At 68.5% G+C, this 20,030-nt stretch carries 18 protein-coding genes and 1 pseudogene; 4 read left to right on the top strand and 15 right to left on the bottom strand.

Going from position 1 to position 20,030, the window contains the following annotated elements; all coding sequences use genetic code 11:
* Positions 1-112: 112 nt before the first annotated feature.
* From G1H10_RS09910 to mftA, 10 genes are all read right to left on the bottom strand, one after another.
* Complete coding sequence (locus G1H10_RS09910) at positions 113-1,765, bottom strand: thiamine pyrophosphate-binding protein (RefSeq protein WP_174264200.1); 1,653 nt, start codon at positions 1,763-1,765, stop codon at positions 113-115.
* Between the two features lie 120 nt (positions 1,766-1,885).
* Positions 1,886-3,145: an acyl-CoA dehydrogenase family protein gene (locus G1H10_RS09905; protein WP_163736212.1), complete on the bottom strand. Its 1,260-nt coding sequence runs from the start codon at positions 3,143-3,145 to the stop codon at positions 1,886-1,888.
* Positions 3,142-4,833, bottom strand: coding sequence for an AMP-binding protein (locus G1H10_RS09900; protein WP_163736210.1), 1,692 nt, complete (start codon positions 4,831-4,833; stop codon positions 3,142-3,144). Before G1H10_RS09900 ends, G1H10_RS09905 begins: the two co-directional genes overlap by 4 nt.
* Positions 4,830-5,762, bottom strand: coding sequence for an SDR family NAD(P)-dependent oxidoreductase (locus G1H10_RS09895; protein WP_174264199.1), 933 nt, complete (start codon positions 5,760-5,762; stop codon positions 4,830-4,832). Before G1H10_RS09895 ends, G1H10_RS09900 begins: the two co-directional genes overlap by 4 nt.
* A complete protein-coding gene (locus G1H10_RS09890; RefSeq protein ID WP_163736207.1) occupies positions 5,759-6,223 on the bottom strand; it encodes a MaoC family dehydratase in 465 nt (154 codons plus the stop codon). The genes G1H10_RS09895 and G1H10_RS09890 overlap by 4 nt, the downstream gene beginning before the upstream one ends.
* A gap of 15 nt (positions 6,224-6,238) precedes the next feature.
* Positions 6,239-7,033 carry an ABC transporter permease gene (locus G1H10_RS09885; RefSeq protein ID WP_163736205.1) on the bottom strand — a complete coding sequence of 265 codons (795 nt, stop codon included), beginning with the start codon at positions 7,031-7,033 and terminating at the stop codon, positions 6,239-6,241.
* A gap of 1 nt (position 7,034) precedes the next feature.
* Entirely contained in the window at positions 7,035-7,868 is an 834-nt protein-coding gene (locus G1H10_RS09880) for an ABC transporter ATP-binding protein (RefSeq protein ID WP_163736337.1), read from the bottom strand.
* 79 nt (positions 7,869-7,947) lie between these two features.
* Positions 7,948-8,859 carry an ABC transporter substrate-binding protein gene (locus tag G1H10_RS09875; protein ID WP_163736204.1) on the bottom strand — a complete coding sequence of 304 codons (912 nt, stop codon included), beginning with the start codon at positions 8,857-8,859 and terminating at the stop codon, positions 7,948-7,950.
* A gap of 355 nt (positions 8,860-9,214) precedes the next feature.
* Positions 9,215-9,493, bottom strand: a complete 279-nt coding sequence (gene mftB, locus G1H10_RS09870; RefSeq protein WP_163736201.1) for a mycofactocin biosynthesis chaperone MftB — start codon at positions 9,491-9,493, stop codon at positions 9,215-9,217.
* Between the two features lie 22 nt (positions 9,494-9,515).
* Positions 9,516-9,644 carry a mycofactocin precursor MftA gene (mftA, locus tag G1H10_RS09865; protein ID WP_216853088.1) on the bottom strand — a complete coding sequence of 43 codons (129 nt, stop codon included), beginning with the start codon at positions 9,642-9,644 and terminating at the stop codon, positions 9,516-9,518.
* A 115-nt stretch (positions 9,645-9,759) separates the two neighbouring features.
* Between mftA and mftR the strand changes: the two genes are divergently transcribed.
* The 4 genes and pseudogenes from mftR (at position 9,760) to G1H10_RS09845 (ending at position 14,099) form a co-directional block, all read left to right on the top strand.
* Positions 9,760-10,380 (top strand): mycofactocin system transcriptional regulator MftR, encoded by a 621-nt coding sequence (mftR, locus tag G1H10_RS09860; RefSeq protein WP_163736199.1) that lies wholly within the window; start codon positions 9,760-9,762, stop codon positions 10,378-10,380.
* Positions 10,370-11,899, top strand: coding sequence for a mycofactocin dehydrogenase MftG (gene mftG / locus G1H10_RS09855; RefSeq protein WP_163736196.1), 1,530 nt, complete (start codon positions 10,370-10,372; stop codon positions 11,897-11,899). Before mftR ends, mftG begins: the two co-directional genes overlap by 11 nt.
* Before the next feature lie 68 nt (positions 11,900-11,967).
* Positions 11,968-12,389, top strand: a pseudogene (locus G1H10_RS34990) (DapH/DapD/GlmU-related protein).
* A 240-nt stretch (positions 12,390-12,629) separates the two neighbouring features.
* Positions 12,630-14,099 carry an HNH endonuclease signature motif containing protein gene (locus G1H10_RS09845; RefSeq protein ID WP_163736193.1) on the top strand — a complete coding sequence of 490 codons (1,470 nt, stop codon included), beginning with the start codon at positions 12,630-12,632 and terminating at the stop codon, positions 14,097-14,099.
* 42 nt (positions 14,100-14,141) lie between these two features.
* Here G1H10_RS09845 and G1H10_RS09840 read toward each other — a convergent pair whose 3' ends face one another.
* From G1H10_RS09840 to G1H10_RS09820, 5 genes are read right to left on the bottom strand one after another with little or no spacing between them, the layout of a single operon-like run.
* A complete protein-coding gene (locus G1H10_RS09840) occupies positions 14,142-15,248 on the bottom strand; it encodes an ABC transporter ATP-binding protein (RefSeq protein ID WP_376778591.1) in 1,107 nt (368 codons plus the stop codon).
* On the bottom strand, positions 15,182-16,264 hold the full coding sequence (locus G1H10_RS09835) for an ABC transporter ATP-binding protein (RefSeq protein ID WP_216853084.1): 1,083 nt from the start codon (positions 16,262-16,264) through the stop codon (positions 15,182-15,184). Before G1H10_RS09835 ends, G1H10_RS09840 begins: the two co-directional genes overlap by 67 nt.
* Positions 16,261-17,145 carry an ABC transporter permease gene (locus G1H10_RS09830; RefSeq protein ID WP_163736187.1) on the bottom strand — a complete coding sequence of 295 codons (885 nt, stop codon included), beginning with the start codon at positions 17,143-17,145 and terminating at the stop codon, positions 16,261-16,263. Before G1H10_RS09830 ends, G1H10_RS09835 begins: the two co-directional genes overlap by 4 nt.
* Positions 17,132-18,196, bottom strand: coding sequence for an ABC transporter permease (locus G1H10_RS09825; RefSeq protein WP_216853083.1), 1,065 nt, complete (start codon positions 18,194-18,196; stop codon positions 17,132-17,134). Before G1H10_RS09825 ends, G1H10_RS09830 begins: the two co-directional genes overlap by 14 nt.
* Positions 18,193-19,983 carry an ABC transporter substrate-binding protein gene (locus G1H10_RS09820; RefSeq protein ID WP_216853082.1) on the bottom strand — a complete coding sequence of 597 codons (1,791 nt, stop codon included), beginning with the start codon at positions 19,981-19,983 and terminating at the stop codon, positions 18,193-18,195. Before G1H10_RS09820 ends, G1H10_RS09825 begins: the two co-directional genes overlap by 4 nt.
* Positions 19,984-20,030 lie beyond the last annotated feature (47 nt).

Raw genomic sequence — 20,030 nt, 5'->3', positions numbered from 1 at the left:
ACAGTGCAGTCAGGAGGGTGTTCAGTTCTTTCGTCACACATTGATCTTGAACACCCTCCGTCCACTTCTCCGGTCACGACGCGCCGACCGTGATCTTCAAGGAATCACTCATCTAGTGGGCGCCATGGCGACGGGCCATCATCCAGGACGTGTGCTCGGGGATCTTGGCGTCGATGATCAGCGGGCGGTTCCGCGGGCCGTCGAGCCACGACCGCACCGCGTCGACATCTTCGATGGCCCGGACGGTGATCGCCTCGCAACCGTAACCGCGGGCGATGGCGGCGATGTCGGTCTCCGGGAAGCGTACGGTCGCCAGCGTGTCGGTCCGGTCCTGGAACAGGTTGACCTCGGCGCCGTAGGCGTCGTCGTTGAACACGATGACGACCATTCCCATAGCCAGACGCACGGCCGTGTCGAGCTCGACCAGCGTCATCATGAAGGCCCCGTCGCCGGTGCCGAGGACGGGCATCCGGCCGGGTTGCGCGAGGCCGGCGCCGATCGCCGACGACAGCCCGAGGCCGATGGACTGGAACGACAGCGGGATACAGTAGCCACGCTGATCCGGTACGCGCAGGTGTGCCCCCGCGTAGCAGTTGACGTTGCCACCGTCGGTCACCACGACCCGCTCCATCGGCAGCATCGCGTCCAGGGTGTTGACGAGTTCCTGGGGATCCACCCGGCCCGGCTCCGCCCGGGACACGAACGGCTGATCCTTCCAGTAGCGCACAGCCTGCACTCGCTCGCCGATCTCCGCGGTCCGATAGCCGACCCGGCCCGGATAGCGTTCCGCGACCATCTCGGCGACGGCCGCCGCCACCACGGCGGCGTCGCCCACGACGCCGACGTCGACGGGGTGGTGGAAGCCGATGGCGGTCTCGCGATCGTCGACCTGGATGACCGTCGCGTTCCGTAGGAGTTCGCCTTCACGGGTGGTCCACTTGTTCAGCCCGGCACCGAACGCGACCAGCACATCCGCGCCGGCGATCAGTTCGGCTGCTCCTTCGGTGGCGAAGCCACCCATGATGTCCAGCGCCCATTCATCACCCACGAACAGCCCACGCCCCGCCGCAGAGGTGGCCAGCAACGCGCCGGAGACCTCGGCCAACCGGCGCAGCTCCGCTGCCGCGTTCCAGGCTCCGCGTCCGCCGACGATCACCGGACGTTCGGCCGTGCCGAGCGCGTGCGCCAGCCTCTGCAGCGCCTGCGGTGCTGCTCCTGGAGGCAGCCGCACCGGGAGCGGCGGGATGGCGGCCGCGTCGAAGTCGACGTATTCGTCCTGGACGTCCACCGGCATCGACAGCACCACGGTCGCCCGCTCGGACCGAGCGACGTGGAATGCCTTCGCCGCGTCCGCGACGGCGGAGGCCGCCGAGTGGATCCGCGCCGGTCGCGCCCCGGCCGACGCCACCATGGCGTCCTGGTCGACGTAGAAGTTGTCCGTCACGTTTCCGGCGACGGTGTCGCCCGTCAGGACCAGCAGCGGGGTATGGCATTTCGCCGCCTCCACGATCCCGGTCAGCGCGTTCGTCAGGCCGCATCCTTGATGGACACTGAGGATCGACACGTCGCCGGTCGCCCTGCTATAGGCGTCGGCCATGCACGCCGCTCCCATCTCGTGACGAGACGCCGTGAACGGCACGCCGGCGTCGATCAGTGCGTTCGTCACTTGGAAATTGCCGCTTCCCACAACGCCGAAGATGTGCGATGCGCCCAGCCTCGCGATTGTCCGGCCGACGGCTTCGGCCACGGTGATCTTCTCGGTCATGATCTATTCCTTACTCGTAGTGGCCCGCCTTCTCCGAACAGCGGCGGAGAGTTTTCGTTGCCATAGCGAACACAACCTTCCGACGTTGGCCGTCGACGCCTGCCGTCGGGCGCCCCGGACTCAGCGGGTGAACGCGCTCAGCCCGGTCGCGGCGCGCCCGACGATGAGATGGTTGATCTCCCGGGTTCCCTCGAACGTGTAGACCGCCTCCGCGTCGGCGAAGTACCGCGCCACGTCGTTCCCGACGCGGATGCCCTCACCGCCGCAGATCTCGCGGGCGAGCGCGACGGTCTCGCGGAGCCGGTCGCTGGTCCATGCCTTCGTCAGCGCCGAGTGCGCATCGCCGCCGCGGCCCTGGCTACGCAGGTCGCTCAGCCGCGCGGCCATCGCCAGCGACGCCGTCGCGTTGCCGAGCATCCGGGCGAGCTTGTCCTGGATGAGCTGGTAGCCGGCGATCGGGCGGCCGAACTGATGCCGATGCGTGGCATAGCGCAGCGCGGCCTCATAGGCGCCGGCCTGCATCCCGGCGGCGTTCCAGGCGACGACGGGTCGTAGGTGAGCAAGGATGGCGGCGATGTCGGCGAAGGAGTCGATCCGCTGCAGCCGCGCCGATTCGTCGACCTCCACGTCGGTGAGCCGGATGTCGGCGTTGCGGACCATCCGCAGGCTGAGCTTGCTGCCCACATCGCTGATGGCCACCCCGGGTGCCTCGCGCGGCACCATGAACGCCTTGGCCGCCCCGTCGGAGCTGTCCTTCGCGACGACGACGATCACATCCGACACGGCCGCATTCCCGATCCAGCGCTTGTGGCCGTTGATGCGCCAGGTGTCCCCGTGGCGTGTCGCGACCGTCTCCAGGCCGCGCGCGACGTCCGAACCGTGGTCCGGCTCGGTGAGTGCGAAGCATCCAGTCAGCTCGAAGGAGACGATGAGCGGGTCGAGCTGAGCCCGTTGCTCCGGGGAGCCGCCCTCACGCACCACCGTGCGGAACATCCCCACTTGGCCGCCGTACAGGGTGGCGACGGACAGGTCACACCTGGCCAGCATGAAGTGGCGGAACCCGACGTATTGCGGATTGAGTGTCCCGTCGCCGCGGAGCAGGTCGGGATCGTCCTCGAGCCGCAGCCGGGCGAGCTCGCCACGGACGTGCACGGGGCATTCGGCCCGCTCCCACCACTCGGCGAGGTAGGGGCGCACCTGCTCGTCGAGCAGAGCATCGAGCGCGTGCAGCTTCGCCCGCTCGGCCTCGCTCAGCCGGTCGGCGAACCCGAACAGGTCGGTGGCGGGGAACTCGCTCTCTGGTTGGGTGGCGGTGAACTCGATCTCCGGGTGAGTGGTGGGTGGCCCGTTCTCCGGCTGGGTGGTAGCGCTCCGCGTCATGGCACGACCTCGGCGGAGCGTTCGGCGAGCTCCGCTGTCGCATCCCGTTTGAGACGGGCCAGGTCGAGCTTGCCGTGCGGGCTGCGCTCGAGCGAATCGCGGAACAGGACGTGCCGAGGCTTCTTGTAGCCGGCGAGGCGCCGGTCGAGGTGGTTCGCGAGTTCCGCCGGATCGATCGACGCACCGGCCGCCGGGACGATGACGGCGGTGACGGCCTCACCGAAGCGGCGATCGGGCGTGCCGAACACCACGGCGTCGTCGACCTCCGGATGGTCCAGAAGCGCCTGCTCGACCTCGGCCGGGTAGACCTTCTCCCCGCCGGTGTTCACCACCGCGCTGCCGCGCCCGAGCAGCTCGATGTGTCCGTCGCCCAGGACGCGGGCCCAGTCACCTGGCACGACGTAGCGCCGGCCGCCGAACTCGCGGAACGTCTCCCGGGTCTTCGCCTCGTCTCCGAGGTAACCCTTGGCGAACGCGCCGCGGAATGCGAGCCGCCCGAGTGCTCCGACGCGGTCCTGCACCTCGACGCCGTCGTTGTCCAGCACCGCGGCGTCGTCCATGAGCTTCAGCCGGGCGGGCAGGTCATCGACGCTGCTGGTGATGGCGGCGGCGAACGGTCCGCCCTCGGTCGCCGCCAGCAGATCGGCAATGGTCAGGTCGGCGAGTGCGTGCAGCCGGCGCTTGGTCTCGTCGCTGAGCCGCATCCCGGAACTGATCACCGAGCGCACCTGACCGAGCCCGGTGCCTGCCTGTTCGGCAGCGGTGACGAGGGGGAGCGCCACGGCGTCACCGGCCAGGACGAGGCGGGTGGCGGCTTCGTCGTGGAGCAGCCGGAGCGCCTCCTCGACGTCGAGCCGAGGCGAGGCATGGATGATGACGGTGCCGCCGAGCACCAGCGTGTTGAGCGAGGTGAACAGCGCGGTGCCGTGGATGAACGGCGCCAGCGGCAGGGTCGCCACCCGTGGGGCGCGGTCGACGGCGATCGCTACCGCCTCCTCCACAGTCTGCGGCGGGTCGATCCCTACCAAGCTGTAGGTGGAGAAGAGCATCCCGTCGAGCAGGTGATCGGTGTCCCAGAGGACGGCCTTCGGCATCCCGGTGGTCCCGCCCGTGTAGAGACGGAGCTCCCCGCCCGGCGGCGGGACCGCGGGTAGCGCACCTGGCTCGGCGACGGCCTCGTGGTACGCGACCGCCGTGGGCCCCGCCTGCCCCGCCGGCCCCGTTGACGTCGTAGCCGCTGTAGCCGCCGTCGGCGTAGTCGGCGTTGTCGGTGCGGTCGGTGCTGCGTCGTCGTCGACCTCCAGCTGGGCCGGTGGCGACTGGAGCCCGGCGATCGCTTCGGTCACCACCGCGCCGAGGGAGCTCGGGTAGACGAGCATCCGGGCCTCGCAGTCGAGCAGCAGGTCGCGGAGTTCGTTCGCGCGGTAGCGGAAGTTCAGCGGCACGGGTGCGACGCCGGTGGCGAGGCAGGCATACAGCGTGACCAGGAACTCCGGCCGGTTGTACGAGTAGATCACCACCGAGTCGCCCGGACGTATCCCTGCGTGCTCCAGATGCCGGGCGAGCGCGGCGGCTTCCGCGGTGAACTCGGCATGCGTGAGCCGGCGAGAACGACTGACGACGGCGGGACGGTCCGGGGCCGCCTGCGCCACCCCTTGCCACACGTCGGCATGCCTGCCGAGTCTCATTCCGCGGCATCCTTGCTCGGCGGCCCGGACGGCTGTGCGTGCGCGGCAAGTGTGCCGTGCCACACCTTGTCGATCTGCTCCGCGGTCCAGCCGTCGTCATGGTCGACGGTCTGCAGCGCCTGAGGATGCGAGTAGAGGGTGAGACGGTCGCCGCCGATGCCGATGGCCTGGCCGGTGACATCGGCGGAGCGGTCGGAGGCGAGCCAGACGATCAGCGGGGCGACGTCCTCCGGGGTGCCGAGCGCGTTCTCCTTGCGGTATCTCGAAGGGATCGGTTCGCCGGCGAGGTAGTCCTCGTAGAGCTGGGCGTACGCGGGGATGGTCGCCGTCATGGGGGACAGCGCGGTCGGCACGACGGCGTTCGCGGTGATACCGAACCGCGCCAGCTCCAGCGACCAGGTCCGTGCCATCGCGACCAGACCGGCCTTGACCGCTGCGTAGTTCGTCTGCCCGAAACTGCCGAACTGTCCGGCCGGAGAACCGATGACGACGATGCGGCCGCCCTCTCCCTGTTCGCGCATGGCGACGGCGGCGGCCCGGCCGCAGGTGAAGGTGCCCTTCAGGTGTGTGTCGACCACGAGGTCGAAATCCTTGTCGGACATCTTCCACAGCACGCGGTCGCGCAGAACACCAGCGTTGGCGACCAGGACGTCGAGCCGTCCGAACGTCGAGCGCGCGGCCTCGACCAGGGCGTCCGCCGTCGCGGCGGGGCCGACCGGGGCCACCACGGCGGTGGCCTGGCCGCCGCCGGAGGTGATCTCGGCGACGACCTGCTCGGCGGCGTCCGCGTCGATGTCGTTGACGACGACGGCCGCCCCCGCTTGGGCGAGGACCGTCGCGTACGCCTTCCCGAGGCTCCGGCCGGCGCCGGTGACGATGACGACGCGTCCGGCCAGGCTGATCCCGTCGCTCGTCCCGTCGCCGCTCATGTGTAGTACCTCAGGACGAACTCAGCCACGCACGCGGGCTTCTCCCCGCCTTCCACCTCGTAGGTCACCGAGACCACGGTCTGCCATCCGCCGGCGATCTCGGTCACCTCGATCACCTGGCCGTGGATGCGGATGCGCGCACCGGCCGGGACCGCTGCCGGAAACCGCACCCGGTTCAGGCCGTAGTTGATGCCCATCGCCGCGCCGGTCACCGAGAACACTTCACGCATCATCGGGACCACACAGCTGAGCGTCAGCAGCCCGTGTGCGATGCGGGTGCCGTACGGCGACTTCGCGGCGGCATCGGCGTCGACGTGAATCGGATTGTCGTCGCCGGTGAGGCGGGCGAAGACGTCGATGTCGTCCTGACCGATCTCGCGCCAGGAAGACGGGCCGAAGCCGGCGCCTTCGAGCGTTTCGAGCTTGTCGACGGGCACGGACAGGGTGGCGGAATCAGGCATGGATCTCCGATCTGGTCAGACGTCGCGGTTCTGCAGCCCGTAGACCGATTCGTGCCACGGGATGAAGAAACGCTTGAGCTCGTTGACGATGAGGAAAAGCGCCAGGCCGATCAGCGACAGCACCAGGATCAACGCGAAGGTCCGGGCGGCGTCGAGCGAGTTCATCGCGGTGACCACCATGTTGCCGAGTCCCTCGTTGCCGGCCAGGTACTCGCCGACGATCGCGCCGATGGTGGCCAGCACGATCCCGACCTCCATCCCGGCGAATAGGTAGGGCATCAGGCTGCGCATCTCGAGCTGAGAGAATGTCTGGCTGCGGCTCGCGTTCAGGCTGCGCATCACCTCCCGCTGGCCCTGCTCGACGGAGCGGACGCCCAGCAGCACGTTGAGCATGACGGGGAAGAAGGCCAGCACCGTCGCCAGCACGATCTTCGAGGTGATGTCGAAGCCGAACCAGATCACGAAGAGCGGGACGAAGGCGACCTTCGGAGACACCTGGGCGATGACGATCAGCGGGCGGACGCTGCGCTCGAGCCAGGGCACCTTGCCCAGGACGACGCCGACGGCGAGGCCACTGACCACGGCGATGAGGAATCCGGCGACGATCTCGGTGAGGGTTACCCGCGCCGCGGACCACATGGTCCCCTCGCCGAGCAGGTCCACGAGCGCGTCGCCGACCTCGCGCGGCGGCGGGAAGATGAGCGGGTTGACGTCTCGCGCCGTCACGAAGACGTGCCAGAAGGCGATGATCGCGACGATGAGTGACGGGGTGACGATCCACGGGAGCAGCTTCATCCGGTTGTTGCGCATGTCACTCCTCCTCGTCCAGCTCGTGCCGGAGCGATCGCACGATGTCGTTGAACTCCGGCGTGGTCTGCAGATCGACGTCCCGGGGTTTGGCGAAATCCACCCGCAAGATCTTGTTGATCCGTCCCGGGCGGGGCGTCATCTGCACCACCCGGTCGGCGAGGAACACCGCCTCCGGGATGTCGTGCGTCACGAACACCACCGTCGAGGAGGTCTCCAGTACGATGCGCTGAAGCTCGAGGTTCATCCGCTCGCGGGTCAGCGCGTCCAGCGCACCGAACGGCTCGTCCATCAACAGCAGGTCGGGTTCGGTGCTGAGCGCCCGGGCGATCGCCGCGCGCTGTCGCATACCGCCGGAGAGCTCGCGGGGATACGATCCCTCGAACCCGGTCAGGCCTACGAGCTCGGCGAGCTCCTTGGCGCGTGTCCGGCGTTCCCGTTTCCCGACGCCACGCAGCTTGAGCGGCAACGCGATGTTATCGATGACGGAGAACCACGGGAACAGGTTCGCTTCCTGGAACACGAAGCCAAGCTTGGTGACGGCGGACGAGTCGACCCGCCCGTCCCGCCACAACGGCTTGCTGTCGACTTCGATCACACCGCCCGTCGGCGGCAACAATCCACCGATCATGCGCAGCACCGTGGTCTTCCCGCAGCCGGACCGCCCGATCAGGGCGACGAACTCGCCGCGCTGGATCTCCAGGTGGATGCCGGAGACGGCGTGGATGACCCCGTTCCGCGTATGGAAGTCGCGGCCGACGTCCGTGATGCTGAGTCGAGGGGTATCCGTTCCGGCCTCGCTCACCACGGGTTCGGCCGTCGTCGTGTTGTCAGGCATCGCGATCCGTGCCACCTCTCCTTTGATCCGGGCCTCGCGGGCCACGCGCGTCATCGACGTTGCGTGGCGATTCGGCGATTCACGGCACGTAGTCGTTGGTGATCCAGTCCTGCGGGTCGGCGCCGCCTTCGACGAGACCGCCGGCCGCGAGCGCGTCGTACGCCTCGGCGAACACGTCGGGATCGGTGTGCATCAACGGCGTGCCCGAGTCGTCCATCCAGGTCTCGGTCGTGTAGACCTCCAATGCCCCTCGTGCGGCCTCGTCGTCGAAGAGCGCCGGGAAGTCCCAGTCGCCGCTGTCGCGCAGAATCTGCAGCGTCTCGTCGTAATTGTTCTCGCGGTCATCGACCATGAACTGGGTGGCGTCGGCCATCGCGGCCAGGAACGCCTCGACAGTCTCCGGGTCGTTCTCGAGCGTGTCCGGGGTGGTGAAGTACAGCTGCAGGTCGGGTGTGACGTCGAGCCCTGCCGGGCCGACCACCGCGTCGTCGTTCTGGTCGTCGAGGGTAAGCGCCGTGTCCAGGCTGACGATGTAACCCGCAAGCTCACCGCGCCGGACCAGCTCGAACGTGGCCGCCGTGACCGGGACGGCTTGACGCTCGACCGAACCCGGGTCGATGCCGTCGTGCGTCAGGGCCAGGTCCAGGGCCCGTTCGCTGGTGCCACCGATGGAGCCCATGCCGATGGTCTTGCCCGTCATGTCCGCGGTGCTCTCGACCGGATCGTCGGTGGACGAGGCGATGCGGAGGTTCGTCTGCCGCGCCATGGTGCCGACGCCGACGATCTGCTGCCCGTCCTCCATGGCCGGCACGATATCGATAGTGCTGGCCCGGGTGATGAAGGCCGCGTCGCCGACCACCGATTGGATGGCGGCGGAGGTCCCCTGGACCGGTTCGAGCGTGACGTCGAGGCCGTGTTCTTCGAAGTATCCTCCGGAGTAGGCCATCATCTCGGGGGCGAAGGTGAACGACTCCAGCGGCAGGAACGTCACCACGGTGATGGGAGTCAGCCCGCCTTCAGCGGCGCTTGCTTGGTCTTCGCTGTCCGACGAACAAGCGCTCAGAGCGAGCGCGCTGGCCGAGAGGGCGGCTGCTATCTGCGCTACGCGCCTTCGGGGGTGCTGCGTCCTTGCTGTGAACATGTCATCGACTCCTGTGTCGGGACAAGCCCGTCGCATCGGTGCAGACGGAGTACGCAGCACTCTCGCCTAGAAGCGCAGGGCCGAACAAGGCGTGCTTCCGTTATGCGGAAGAAGGCGGCAGGGGTGGACGACGGTGGTGGTGTTCGCCGCGCGCCCGCACGGCGAACGGGGACGAGATGACTGGCGAGTTCGGCATCAGCGCACGTCAGGAGGGTGTCCGTTGGACCACCATGGTGGAGTCCGCCAGCGTGCCGACCGCGCCGAGGTACTTCTCGACGGCGGCCGGCGCCACGCCGGCGGCTTCGACGGCGGACCGGGCGCTCGGCTGTTCTTCGAGTGAGCGCACGATCTCGAGCAGAGTGCGATCCTTGACGAACGACAGCTTGCGGGTGCCGAAGTGGTAGAGGAGCGCCCCGAACGGTTCGGGACGGACCGCGACCTGCGGGTGGAGACGCCACGCGCGGTCGGAGTCGAAATCAGTCATGGAAAGTGAACCGGGGCGGACGTCAGTAGACGCCGCACATTCCGTCGATCGAGACCTCTTCGATCAGCGTGTCCGTCTCGACCGGGGGCTCGGTGCCCGTCAGCGTCTCCGCTTCCTGCTCGGGCATGGTGGGCTTCGCCTGCGCACTCATAGGATTCCCTTCTGTCGTGCAGCATCGGCATCGGCGTACACGAGTGTCGGACCCGGGGATCCGACGTGGTGGGCACCATACTAATGGCACTGAGTGCCGTAGGGAAGGGTTGTGTATGACCGTCGGACGCAAGGAAGCGGCCCGGGTGGGACGCGCGCGCTCGACCACTGCTGCCGAGCTGGGCCGGATCGGCCTGGAGCTGTTCATCGAGCGAGGTTTCGACGAGGTGACCGTGGATGAGATCGCGGCCGCCGCGGGCATCGGACGGCGCACGTTCTTCCGTTACTTTCCCTCCAAGAACGACCTGCCGTGGGGTGACTTCGACGCAATGCTCGGCCGGATGCGTGCGCACCTGTCGGACATACCTGCGGATATCCCCCTGTACGACGCGCTGCGTGCGGCCGTCATCGACTTCAACACGTTCCCTGACGCCGAACTGCCGCTGCACCGGCAGCGCATGGAGGTGTTGCTCCGCACGCCGACGCTCGTGGCTCATTCGGCACTGCGGTACCAATCGTGGCGACAAGTGATCGCTGACTTCGTCGCCGCGCGGCTCGGGGTCGCCGCGGACGCGCTGCAGCCACAGACCATCGGATGGGCGTGCCTGGGCATCAGCCTCGCCGCCTACGACCAGTGGCTCGCCCACCCCGAGCAGGTGCTGACCGACCTCATCCACCAGGGCTTCGTCCAGATGCGCGAGGTCTTCTGTTCCCGAGCGGTGCCAGGTGACGTATGACGTCGTGGTCGTCGGCGGCGGGACCGCCGGGGGGCCGCTCGCCGCGCGGCTGAGTGAGGACCCGGATCGGACGATTCTCTTGCTCGAGGCCGGTCCCGTTCCCGCCGACGACGCCGTCCCGGCGGAGGTCCGGGACGGGACCACGCTGCGTGCCGCCGTTCCCGGCCACCCGTTGACATGGTCATATCCCGCCCTTCTCGCGCCGTCCCGGCCGTACACCGTCGTCCGTGGCCGCATGATGGGTGGGTCGGGCGCGATCAACGGGGGTGCCTTCGTCCGGGCGCGCCCGGAGGATGCCGACGGCTGGGCCCGGCGCGGTAACGACGAGTGGTCGTATGGCCGGGTGCTGCCGGTGTGGCGCGAGCTGGAGTCCGACCTCGACCATGGGGCGACCGACGTCCATGGGGGGAGCGGTCCGATGCCCGTGCTGCGGGCACCGCAGCAGAGCCCGGCCGCCGAGGCGTTCCATGCGGCCGCCGTGGACCTGGGTTTCGGCGAGGAGCCGGACAAGAACGCGCCGGGCGCTCCTGGCGTCGGACCGTTGCCACGCACCGTCGTCGCCGGTATCCGGAGGAACGCGGCCATGCAGTACCTCGCATCGGCCCGGCACCGCCCGAACGTGGCGGTCCGGGGCGACACGCGCGCGCTCCGGGTGCGGGTCGAGTGTGGTCGCACGACCGGCGTGGAGGTGGAGACGGCAGGGCGCGGCGAGTTCGTCGAGGCCCGGGAGGTGGTGCTGGCGTGCGGTGCCATCGGCAGTCCACACCTGCTCCTGCTCTCCGGGATCGGACCGGCGGAAAAGCTCACCGCGCTCGGTGTCCCGGTGGTGGCGGATCTGCCCGGCGTCGGCCGCGACTTCACCGACCATCCGCAGCTCGTCGTGGAATGGCGCGGACGGCCGCCGGGGGCGGTCGGGCGACCGGAGACGTTCGTGACTGTTCTGGATTTCGCTTCTCCCGGTGGTCCCGCACAGGGAGACCTGGAGATATTGCTGTGTGAGCAGCCCATCAGGGATCTGCTCACCGGTGTGCCGGGCGGCACGGGCGGTGGGGCGCTGCTGGTCAGTCTCCAGGGACCCGAGTCACGCGGCAGGATCTCCCTTCGCTCAGCCGACCCGTACGTGCCCCCGCGCATCGAGTACCGCTACCTCTCCGAGCCGGTCGATCGCGTCCGGCTCCGGCACGGCCTGCGCACCGCGGTTGCGCTGCTGCGTTCGCGGGCGTTCGCCGGCGTCGTCGACGGGCTTGTCGATCCGGGTGCGGCGGCCGTCGGCGATGCCGACCTGGACCGCTGGATGGACGCACAGCTCGGCACCGCGATCCATCTGTGTGGCAGCGCACGCATGGGGCCTGCGGACGACACCGGCGCCGTCGTCGATCAGTACGGGCGCGTGCGCGGAGTGAGCGGCCTGCGTGTGGCCGACACCTCGATCTTGCCCACCGTGCCGAGCCGTGGCCCGGGCGCCACTGCCGTGCTGATCGGCGAACTCATCGCGAGGTTCATGCGCCGGGGCGACTAGGTCGGCGAGCTTGGCTCGCCGAGAATCACCGTTGCGCGAGAATCGCCTGATGACCGACGCACCGCTTCATGCCGATCCACGAACCTGATATCCAAGCCAACGGCGACCGCGTTCTGGGCGCCGAGTTCACGGCGATGAGCGAGAGGGTATTGCGGGTCACGGAGCTGACCTCGCGTCTCAAAGTCCTCCCGTTCGATGACGAGGCGGGTAAGACGCAGGTATCCGATTGGCCGAAGGCGTGATGGTTGGCCCGAAAGCCACGTTCATCACGATGGGCCACCCGGTGGACCCGGAGGAGCGGCGCCGGTTCCTCACCGGCGCGCCGATCGATGTGGCCGAGAATGCGTGGATAGGCGCGGGCGCGACGATCCTGCCTGGCGTCAGCATCGGCCGTGACGCGGTCGTTGCGGCTGGGACGGTCGTGGCCGACGACGTGCCGGCGGCGAGCCTGGTGGCCGGGCCCAAGGGCACGGTGCGCCGACGGTGGTAGAGCTGGACTGCGCTGATGCTACGCGGCTCCGCGCATGCCCACAGGGCGAAACGGCGCGGCCGCCGGGTATGGCATTCACACGGTGAGCGGCTGTCGAGTCCGTGGTCGGTCCGTCGTCAAACCTCGATCATTGCACGTTGAGAGATATCACCGCAGCTACTCGTAAGGAATCAGGCGTGTTCGCGGGTAGATGAACGTCAACAGGTAGTGATTCGATCGTGTGTTCGATAGCATGTGGTCATGTCTACCTCTGCTTCTGACTCGCAACCGCCGTCCGGCACGCGCGGCTTGGCCGCGACTGCGCCTGGCCCTGCGTTGGGTCTGGCGTTGGAGGAGTGTCAGCCGCGACAGCTGGACGACTATGACGTGGTCGACGCGATCGTGGCGTGCCAGCGGCAGATGGCGCATCTTCAGGCGGTCCAGGCCCGGATGGTGCAGGAGCTGTCCGGGCGGGAGAACTACGCGTTCTGCGTGGCCTGTGAGGACACCGAGGTCGACAACGCGTTCCACACCCATGACCGGGCCGACGCCGTGGGTCAGGAGCTCAGCCCTGCCCTGACCTGGACGCCGAACGAGGCGAAGAATCATGCCGGGCTGGCGATCGAGCTGGTCGAGGAGCACCGGTCGGTGCTGCGTGCGCTGGAGCAGGGCCGGATCAGCTGGAACAAGGCGCGCATCATCGTGCGCGGTGTGTCCTGGCTGCACGATGCGTGGTTGCAGGCCGAGGTCGAGGATCGGCTGTTGGAGGACGCGCCGGGGATGACCGAGCGGCAGCTGCATCGGCGGTTGAACCGGATGCTGTCCGAGGCCGACCCGGACACGGCGCGCAAGCGCCGCGCGGAGGGGCGCAAGAAGCGCCGGGTGTGCCCGCCGGTACCGGACGACGATGTGACCGGGATCGCGTCGATGACGCTGGTGGGTCCGGCCGAGGACCTGGCCGCGTTGTACACCGCTGTCGACGCGGGCGCGCGTGCGCTGCGCGCGGCAGGCGACTCGCGCAACCTGGACCAGCTCCGCTTCGACCTGCTGTGCCAGATCGGGTGGAACGCCCTGGCCACGGGTGTGCTCGCCGGGCCGGAACAGGTGCGGCTGGCCAACCGGCACGGCCGTCCGGCCACGGTGAACGTGACGGTGCCGATCACCACGTTGCTCGGGCTCGATGACCAGCCGTGCCAGCTGGCCGGGTACGGGCCGATCCCCGCCGAGGCCGCGCGCCGTATCGCCGAGGACGCGGTGTTGCGCCGGTTGCTCACCGACCCGGTGGACGGGCGGTTGCTGGAATACGGCAGAACGACGTATTCGCCGCCGCGCGCGCTGAAGGACTTCGTGCTCGCCCGGGACAGCCGGTGCGTCTTCCCCACGTGTGATACGCCGTCGGATGTCTGCGACATCGACCACGGCATCCCGTGGGAGGACGGCGGCACCACCGGCGCGTCGAACAACCATCCGTTGTCCCGCGGATGTCACGTCGCCAAGACGCTGCACGGCTGGAGCATCGAGCACCTGGACTGGGGCGGCTACCGATGGCGAAGCCCGGCCGGACACACCTACACGGTTCCGCCGGAAGCCGTCGGACCCATCCGCCACCTCGCCCGACCGGAACATCGGCGTCCCCGCACCGATCCCGATCCCGACACCGGACACCAGACCGACACCGGTACGGACGCCGACACCGGCACAGACCCCGACTCGGACCCGCCGCCGTTCTAGCACCCGCCCGACGCTCCTCTTGCGCTGGGCCGGGGGCGCTGATCAGGCGGGCGTGAGAGGGAAGTGGCAGGCCACGGTGTGGCGGTCGCTCACCCTGGTGCGCACGGGTTCCTCTTGCGCGCACAGGTCTTCTGCCCGCGGGCAACGCGTGCGGAAGCGACACCCGCTCGGCGGATTGAGCGGTGACGGCGGCTCGCCCGGAAGCGCGACGGGGCGCTTGACGACACCGGTCATGGTGTCCAGTACGGGCACCGAGTCCAGCAGGGCGCGGGTGTAGGGATGCCGGGGTGCCGCATAGATCTGTTCGACGGGACCGGACTCCGCGAGCTGCCCGAGATGCATCACGGCGACCCGGTCGCTGACGCGTTTCACAGTCGCCAGATCGTGGGCGATGAACATGTAGGCCAGGTTGAACTCTTCTCGCAGCTTCTCGAACAGGTTGAGCACCTGGGCCCGGATGAGGACATCCAGGGAGGACGTCGCCTCGTCGCAGATGATGAGCGAAGGGCCGGGCGCGACGGCGCGGGCGATCGCCACTCGTTGCGCCTGGCCGCCGGAGAGCTCCAACGGTCGGCGGTGCCGGTACGTCTCCGGCCGGAGCCCCACCAGGTCGAGCAGCTCGTCGACCCGTTCGGCACGCTGCTCCCTGGTCATGGAGGTGTGCCCCAGCAGCGGCTCGGCGATGACATCGGCGACCCTCCATCGGGGATTCAGAGATCCGAACGGATCCTGGTAGACCATCTGCATGTCGGCGCGGACCTTCGTGATCTCCCGCTTTGACATGCCCACCAGGTCGCGTCCCTGGAAGCGGACCGTCCCGGACTTCGGGGTCTCCACTTGGATGACGGCGCGCGCGAGGGTTGACTTGCCGGAGCCGGTCTCCCCGACGATGCCGAGCGTCTCGCCGGGCATCAGGTCGAACGAGACGTCACTGACGGCATGGACCACGCCGGTCTTGATGCCACCCGGCCCGCGGGTGACGTACTCCTGAACGAGATTGCGTACGGACAACAGCGGGGTGTGCGGACCGTTCCTCGCGGGTTCGGCGGTCTCGGCCGGCGCGACGTGTACTGCCTGATCGGTCACGGTCTCTCCTCCTTCTGCCCGGTGCAGCTGCCGTCCCGGCTCACCGGGTGCCAGCACGCGTATGCATGCTCCGGCTCGTGCTCCGCCAGATGCGGCTCGATCCGGCATTGCTCCGTGCTGCTCGGGCAGCGCGGCAGGAAGGCGCAACCTTCCGGCAGCGCGGACAGGTCGGGCGGATGTCCGCCGACGATGGCCGGCTGCAGGTGTGCGGGTGTGGACAGCTGCGGGATGGCGTCCAACAGCGCCTTGGTGTAGGGCATCCGCACATTGCTGAACAGGTTCCTGGTCTCGGCGTGCTCGACCGCCTTCCCCGCGTACATGACGAGCACCTCGTGGGCGTAACAGGCGGCGAGGCTCAGATCGTGGCTGATCATGATGACCGCCATGCCGAGCCGCTCCTGGATGTCGACGAGCAGTTCCATGATCTGTGCCTGCGTCGTGACGTCCAGCGCCGTCGTCGCCTCGTCCGCGATCAGCAGCTTGGGGTCGGAGGACAGCGCGATGGCGATCACCACACGCTGACGCATACCGCCGGAGAGCTGGTGTGGGAACTGTTTGAGCCGCTTCTCCGGCGATGGTAGCCGGACCAGCTTCAGCAGGTCGATCGCCTTCTGCGCCGCCTCGCGGCGCTTGAGTGGCGCGTGCATGCGGATCGCCTCGATGAGCTGGGCGCCGATGCTCATCGTCGGGTTCAACGAGCTGGCCGGGTCCTGGAAGACCATGGCGATCTGGCAGCCGCGGACTGCCCGCCAGGACTTGTCGTCCAACCCGACCAGTTCGGTGCCGTCCAGCCGCGCCGACCCTTCGATGTGGGCGCTGGGCGGCAGCAGCCCCATCAGCGCGCGGACGCTTACCGACTTGCCGGAGCCGGACTCGCCGATGATGGCGAGGGTCCGCCCGGGGCGAACCTGGTAACTCAGCCCGTTCACCGCATGGACGACGCGTCCGTGCCGGGAGAAGGTCACCCGGAGATCGTCGACCACCAGGATCGGGCCGGCCGCGCCGTTCGATGTCGCCGCCGGCTCCCGGGTGGCGTTCAGCATGCCGCTCATCGTCGCCAGTCGTGCTCCGCTCCTCATCGGCCTGTCACCTCGTCTCGGATGGACTCGCCCAGCAGGTTGAAGGACAGGACCGTCACCAGCAGCGCGATGCTCGGCCACAGCACGAGCAACGGTGTGGCGGACATCGACTGCTGGGCTTCGAAGATCATGTTTCCCCAGCTGGGTCGCGGCGGCGGGATCCCGAGACCCAGGAAGCTCAGCGCGCCCTCGGTCACCACCACGATCGCCATGCCGAGCATCGCGAACGTGGTCAGCTGTGGCACGATGTTCGGCACCACGTGCCGGGAGAGGATGCGCCACCACGGGCTTCCGCTGAGCTCGGCCGCCTGCAGATACGGCATGCTCATCACCTTCAGCGTGGCGGCGCGCGAGATCCGCGCCACCGCCGGGATGCTGAAGGCGCTGAGCGCGAGGATCGTGTTCGGCAGCGACGGGCCGAGGATCTGAGCCAGCACGATCACCAGGACCAGGGACGGGAAAGCGATGAGCACGTCCAAGGCGCGCATGATGATCGAGTCGGCTCTGCCTCCGAGGTAGGCGGAGATCGCGCCGACCGTCCCGCCGATCGCCAGGCCGATGATATTGACGACGACGCCCACCGTCAGCGACGAACGGCCACCGTGAATCAGCCGGGAGAGGACATCGTTGCCGTTGACGTCGGTGCCTAACGGGTGCCCCGGGCTGCCGGGTGACAGTCCGCTGTCGAGCACGTTCCCACCGACCGGGGACGGAATCGGCAGCACGAACGGTCCGAGGTAGCAGGTGATCACCAGCAGCGCGACCACGCTGCCGGAGATCCAGATCGTGAGGCGACGCCGGAACGAGGACCAGCGGGTAGCACTCCCCGCGAGCGGAGCCGGCGACAGGGTGGCCGAGCCGGGAGGACTAGTGACTGCCATAGCGAACCCTCGGGTCGAGAACGGCGTACATGACATCGACGAGCAGGTTGGCGAAGACAGCGGCGGCCGCGAAGATGAAGACGCAGGTCTGCACGACAGCGACGTCGGAGGACATCACCCCTTCGAGCATCAGCGTGCCCATGCCGGGCATGGCGAAGATGCGCTCGATGATGACCGTGCCCCCGACGAGCGCGCCGATGTTGAGGCCGACCAGGGTCAGCAGGCCGAAGCTGGAGTTCCGGAAGGCGTGCAGCCACAGGATCCGCCACGGCCCGGTGCCCTTGGACCGTGCGGTGTCGATGTAGGCCGCCGCGTTCAGCTGCTCGACGAGGTCACCCCGGAGGAATCGCGCATAGAAGCACGCCATCGGCACCGCCAGCGAGAGGACGGGCAGGATCATGGAGCGCATGTTGGGCCAGACCCCCTCCGCCAGCGGTACGAACCCGATCGCGGGAAGCATGCCCAGCCCGACCGCGAACACCAGCACGAGCAGCAGCGCCATCACGAAGTTGGGTACGGCCAGCAGGGTCATCGAGCAGACCATCACGAACCGATCCACCAGCCCACCAGGCCGACGGGCCGCGGCCAGCGCGAGTGGCAGCGAGATGACGATCGACAAGACGAACGCCATGCCGGCCATCTGCAGGGTGACCGGGAGGCGTTCGCCGAGAAGCGTCGTCACCGCCCGGCCACTGACGACCGAACTGCCCAGATCGCCGGTGAGCGCCCCGCCGAGCCAGGAGAGGTAGCGCTCGTGCCCGGGGCGATCGAGGCCCATCTGTTGGCGGACGGCCTCGACCTCCTCCTCGGACGCATCCATGCCCGCCCGGATCTGGGCAGGATCTCCCGGCAGCGCCTCCATGAGGAGGAACACCAGCGCGCTGACGACGAACAGCAGCGGGATGACGATCATCAACCGGCGGCCGACGAGACGCAGGACTGGCGATCCGGCGAGCCGGGCGCGCAGGCCCTCAGGCTGCTCGCCCGCGGGCCCGTTCTCGGTCACCCGGGTGCGTTTCTCGGCCGCCGGCGTCGTCGTCGCACCACTCACGGCTGCTCGACCCAGACCCGGTCGTAGAGGACGCCCTGGTTGACCGCGAGCGCCGCGATGGGCTGGTCCAGCCCGGGCCCGTGCACGCCGTTGCGCATCACCTGCGCCGGGCTGAAGGCGATCCCGAAGGGGCCGTACGCCTCGTCGGAGATGTACTGGCTGATCGCCTTGTAGTGTTCCTCACGCTCCGCCTCGTCCACGGTCAGCACTGCGGCCTGGAGCAGCTCGTCCAGCTCCGTCTGGAGCCCTTCGTCGATGGCCTGCTGCGCCGACTCCGCCCCGTCGGGTAGCGGCGTGCCACTGAAGGGCGAGGTTGAGCCGAACCGGACAGCCACGCCGATGCCGACGGAGGGATCCCACGCACCTGCGGTCTGCAGGATCGCCTGCCACTGCCCGCCCTGGAACTCGGTGATGATGTCGCCGAGCGGCTTCGAGTCGATCTCCACGTCGATCCCGGCTTCCTGCCACTGCGTCTGGAGCGCGGTCATCACCCGGCGCGCCGTCGACAGGTCGGTCGTCATCAAATCGACCTTGAGGCCGCCGATCTCATCGACGATCTCCGCGGCCTGCTCCGGATCGTATTCGCGGTAGCCGGGAACCTCTGGATGATGGAAGAGCCCGCCGGACGCGGTGAACGACTGGCTCATCTCACCCTGACCGTTGAACAGTCCCTGGTTGATCTGTTCGAAATCGGTGGCGTAGTAGATGGCCTCCCGCGCTCGCTTCTCATCGAACGGAGCGGTCCTGGTGTTGAGCTGGATCACGTAGGGCGACGTCGGCGTGCCGAGATGCATCTCGACGTCGGGGTTGTTGTCGGCCTGCTCGATCAGGGCGACGTCGCTGATCCCCTCGATCACGTCGCCCTGACCCGACTGCAGGGTCTGGTAGGCGATCTGATCGCCGGCGACCGACTGAAAGGTGAGCCTGTCCAGGTACGGTAGGCCGTCCTTGAAGTAGTTCTCGTTGCGCTCCAGTTCCAGCCGCTGGTTCTGGGTGTTCTCGGTCACGACGAACGGTCCCGCGCCGACCGGGGCGGTGCTGAAGGCCTCCGCGCCCATCTCCGCGTACGCAGTCGGGGAACCGATGAGGTTGATGTTCGCGGATGGGAACCCGTTGACCAGCGAACCGTTCGGCACCGCGAGGTGCATCTCGACGGTCAGATCGTCGACCGCCCGGATGGCACCGAGACGCGCCATGATGAGGTCTCGATCGACGTCGTCGGGGAGCGCGGCGAACAGACTGTCGAGGAACGCCTGGTCCAGGTCCGGTGGCTCGCGCTCCAGGTCCAGCTGGACCGTGGGCGCCCCGGTGCTTCCGGAGCTGAACTCCCGGATCCAGTTCCACACCACGGCCTCGGCGTTCAGCGGGGTCCCGTCGCTGAACTCGATCCCTTCGCGCAGCGTGACGGTGAGCGTCAGCCCGTCGTCGGACCATTCGTAACTCTCCGCCTGGTTGGGGACCAACTCGGCGCCTTCCCCGCTCTCGTCGGGCTCGAGGGTAAACAGGCCCCCGAAGATGGCGCTGTTCTGTGGCAGGTTCGCCCCCGTGCTGTTGCTGGTCGCGGGGTCGAGTCCGGTCGACCAGTCTCCGGCGAATCCGGAGTCGAGGATCGTGGTGATCTCTCCACCGCTCTGCGGCTCGCCGGGGTCGGCCGGGTTCCCGTCGTCTCCGGTTCCTGTCCCGCCGCCACCGCCGCTGCACGCCGCAGCGGCCAGCGCGACGGCAGAGACCAGGGCGACGGCGCGGAGCCTCCGACGCGTCGCGCGCGGCACATCTCGTCTTCTCATGACACGTTCTCCTTCGAACGATGGCGATGATGAAGCTCTTCGGTTGC

Origin of the sequence: Phytoactinopolyspora halotolerans (assembly GCF_010550675.1) — a bacterium.
Classification (GTDB): domain Bacteria; phylum Actinomycetota; class Actinomycetes; order Jiangellales; family Jiangellaceae; genus Phytoactinopolyspora; species Phytoactinopolyspora halotolerans.
The sequence above is the reverse complement of the archived record's forward strand: the minus strand, read 5'-3'. Positions and strand labels throughout refer to the sequence as shown.

Coding starts and splice junctions, on each gene's coding strand:
- G1H10_RS09905 (WP_163736212.1), bottom strand. CDS start 3,145: ATGACGCGGAGCGCTACCACCCAGCCGGAGAACGGGCCACCCACCACT.
- G1H10_RS09845 (WP_163736193.1), top strand. CDS start 12,630: ATGTCTACCTCTGCTTCTGACTCGCAACCGCCGTCCGGCACGCGCGGC.
- mftA (WP_216853088.1), bottom strand. CDS start 9,644: ATGAGTGCGCAGGCGAAGCCCACCATGCCCGAGCAGGAAGCGGAGACG.
- G1H10_RS09835 (WP_216853084.1), bottom strand. CDS start 16,264: ATGAGGAGCGGAGCACGACTGGCGACGATGAGCGGCATGCTGAACGCC.
- mftB (WP_163736201.1), bottom strand. CDS start 9,493: ATGACTGATTTCGACTCCGACCGCGCGTGGCGTCTCCACCCGCAGGTC.
- G1H10_RS09820 (WP_216853082.1), bottom strand. CDS start 19,983: ATGAGAAGACGAGATGTGCCGCGCGCGACGCGTCGGAGGCTCCGCGCC.
- G1H10_RS09890 (WP_163736207.1), bottom strand. CDS start 6,223: ATGCCTGATTCCGCCACCCTGTCCGTGCCCGTCGACAAGCTCGAAACG.
- G1H10_RS09910 (WP_174264200.1), bottom strand. CDS start 1,765: ATGACCGAGAAGATCACCGTGGCCGAAGCCGTCGGCCGGACAATCGCG.
- G1H10_RS09885 (WP_163736205.1), bottom strand. CDS start 7,033: ATGCGCAACAACCGGATGAAGCTGCTCCCGTGGATCGTCACCCCGTCA.
- G1H10_RS09900 (WP_163736210.1), bottom strand. CDS start 4,833: ATGAGACTCGGCAGGCATGCCGACGTGTGGCAAGGGGTGGCGCAGGCG.
- mftR (WP_163736199.1), top strand. CDS start 9,760: ATGACCGTCGGACGCAAGGAAGCGGCCCGGGTGGGACGCGCGCGCTCG.
- G1H10_RS09830 (WP_163736187.1), bottom strand. CDS start 17,145: ATGGCAGTCACTAGTCCTCCCGGCTCGGCCACCCTGTCGCCGGCTCCG.
- G1H10_RS09895 (WP_174264199.1), bottom strand. CDS start 5,762: ATGAGCGGCGACGGGACGAGCGACGGGATCAGCCTGGCCGGACGCGTC.
- G1H10_RS09880 (WP_163736337.1), bottom strand. CDS start 7,868: ATGCCTGACAACACGACGACGGCCGAACCCGTGGTGAGCGAGGCCGGA.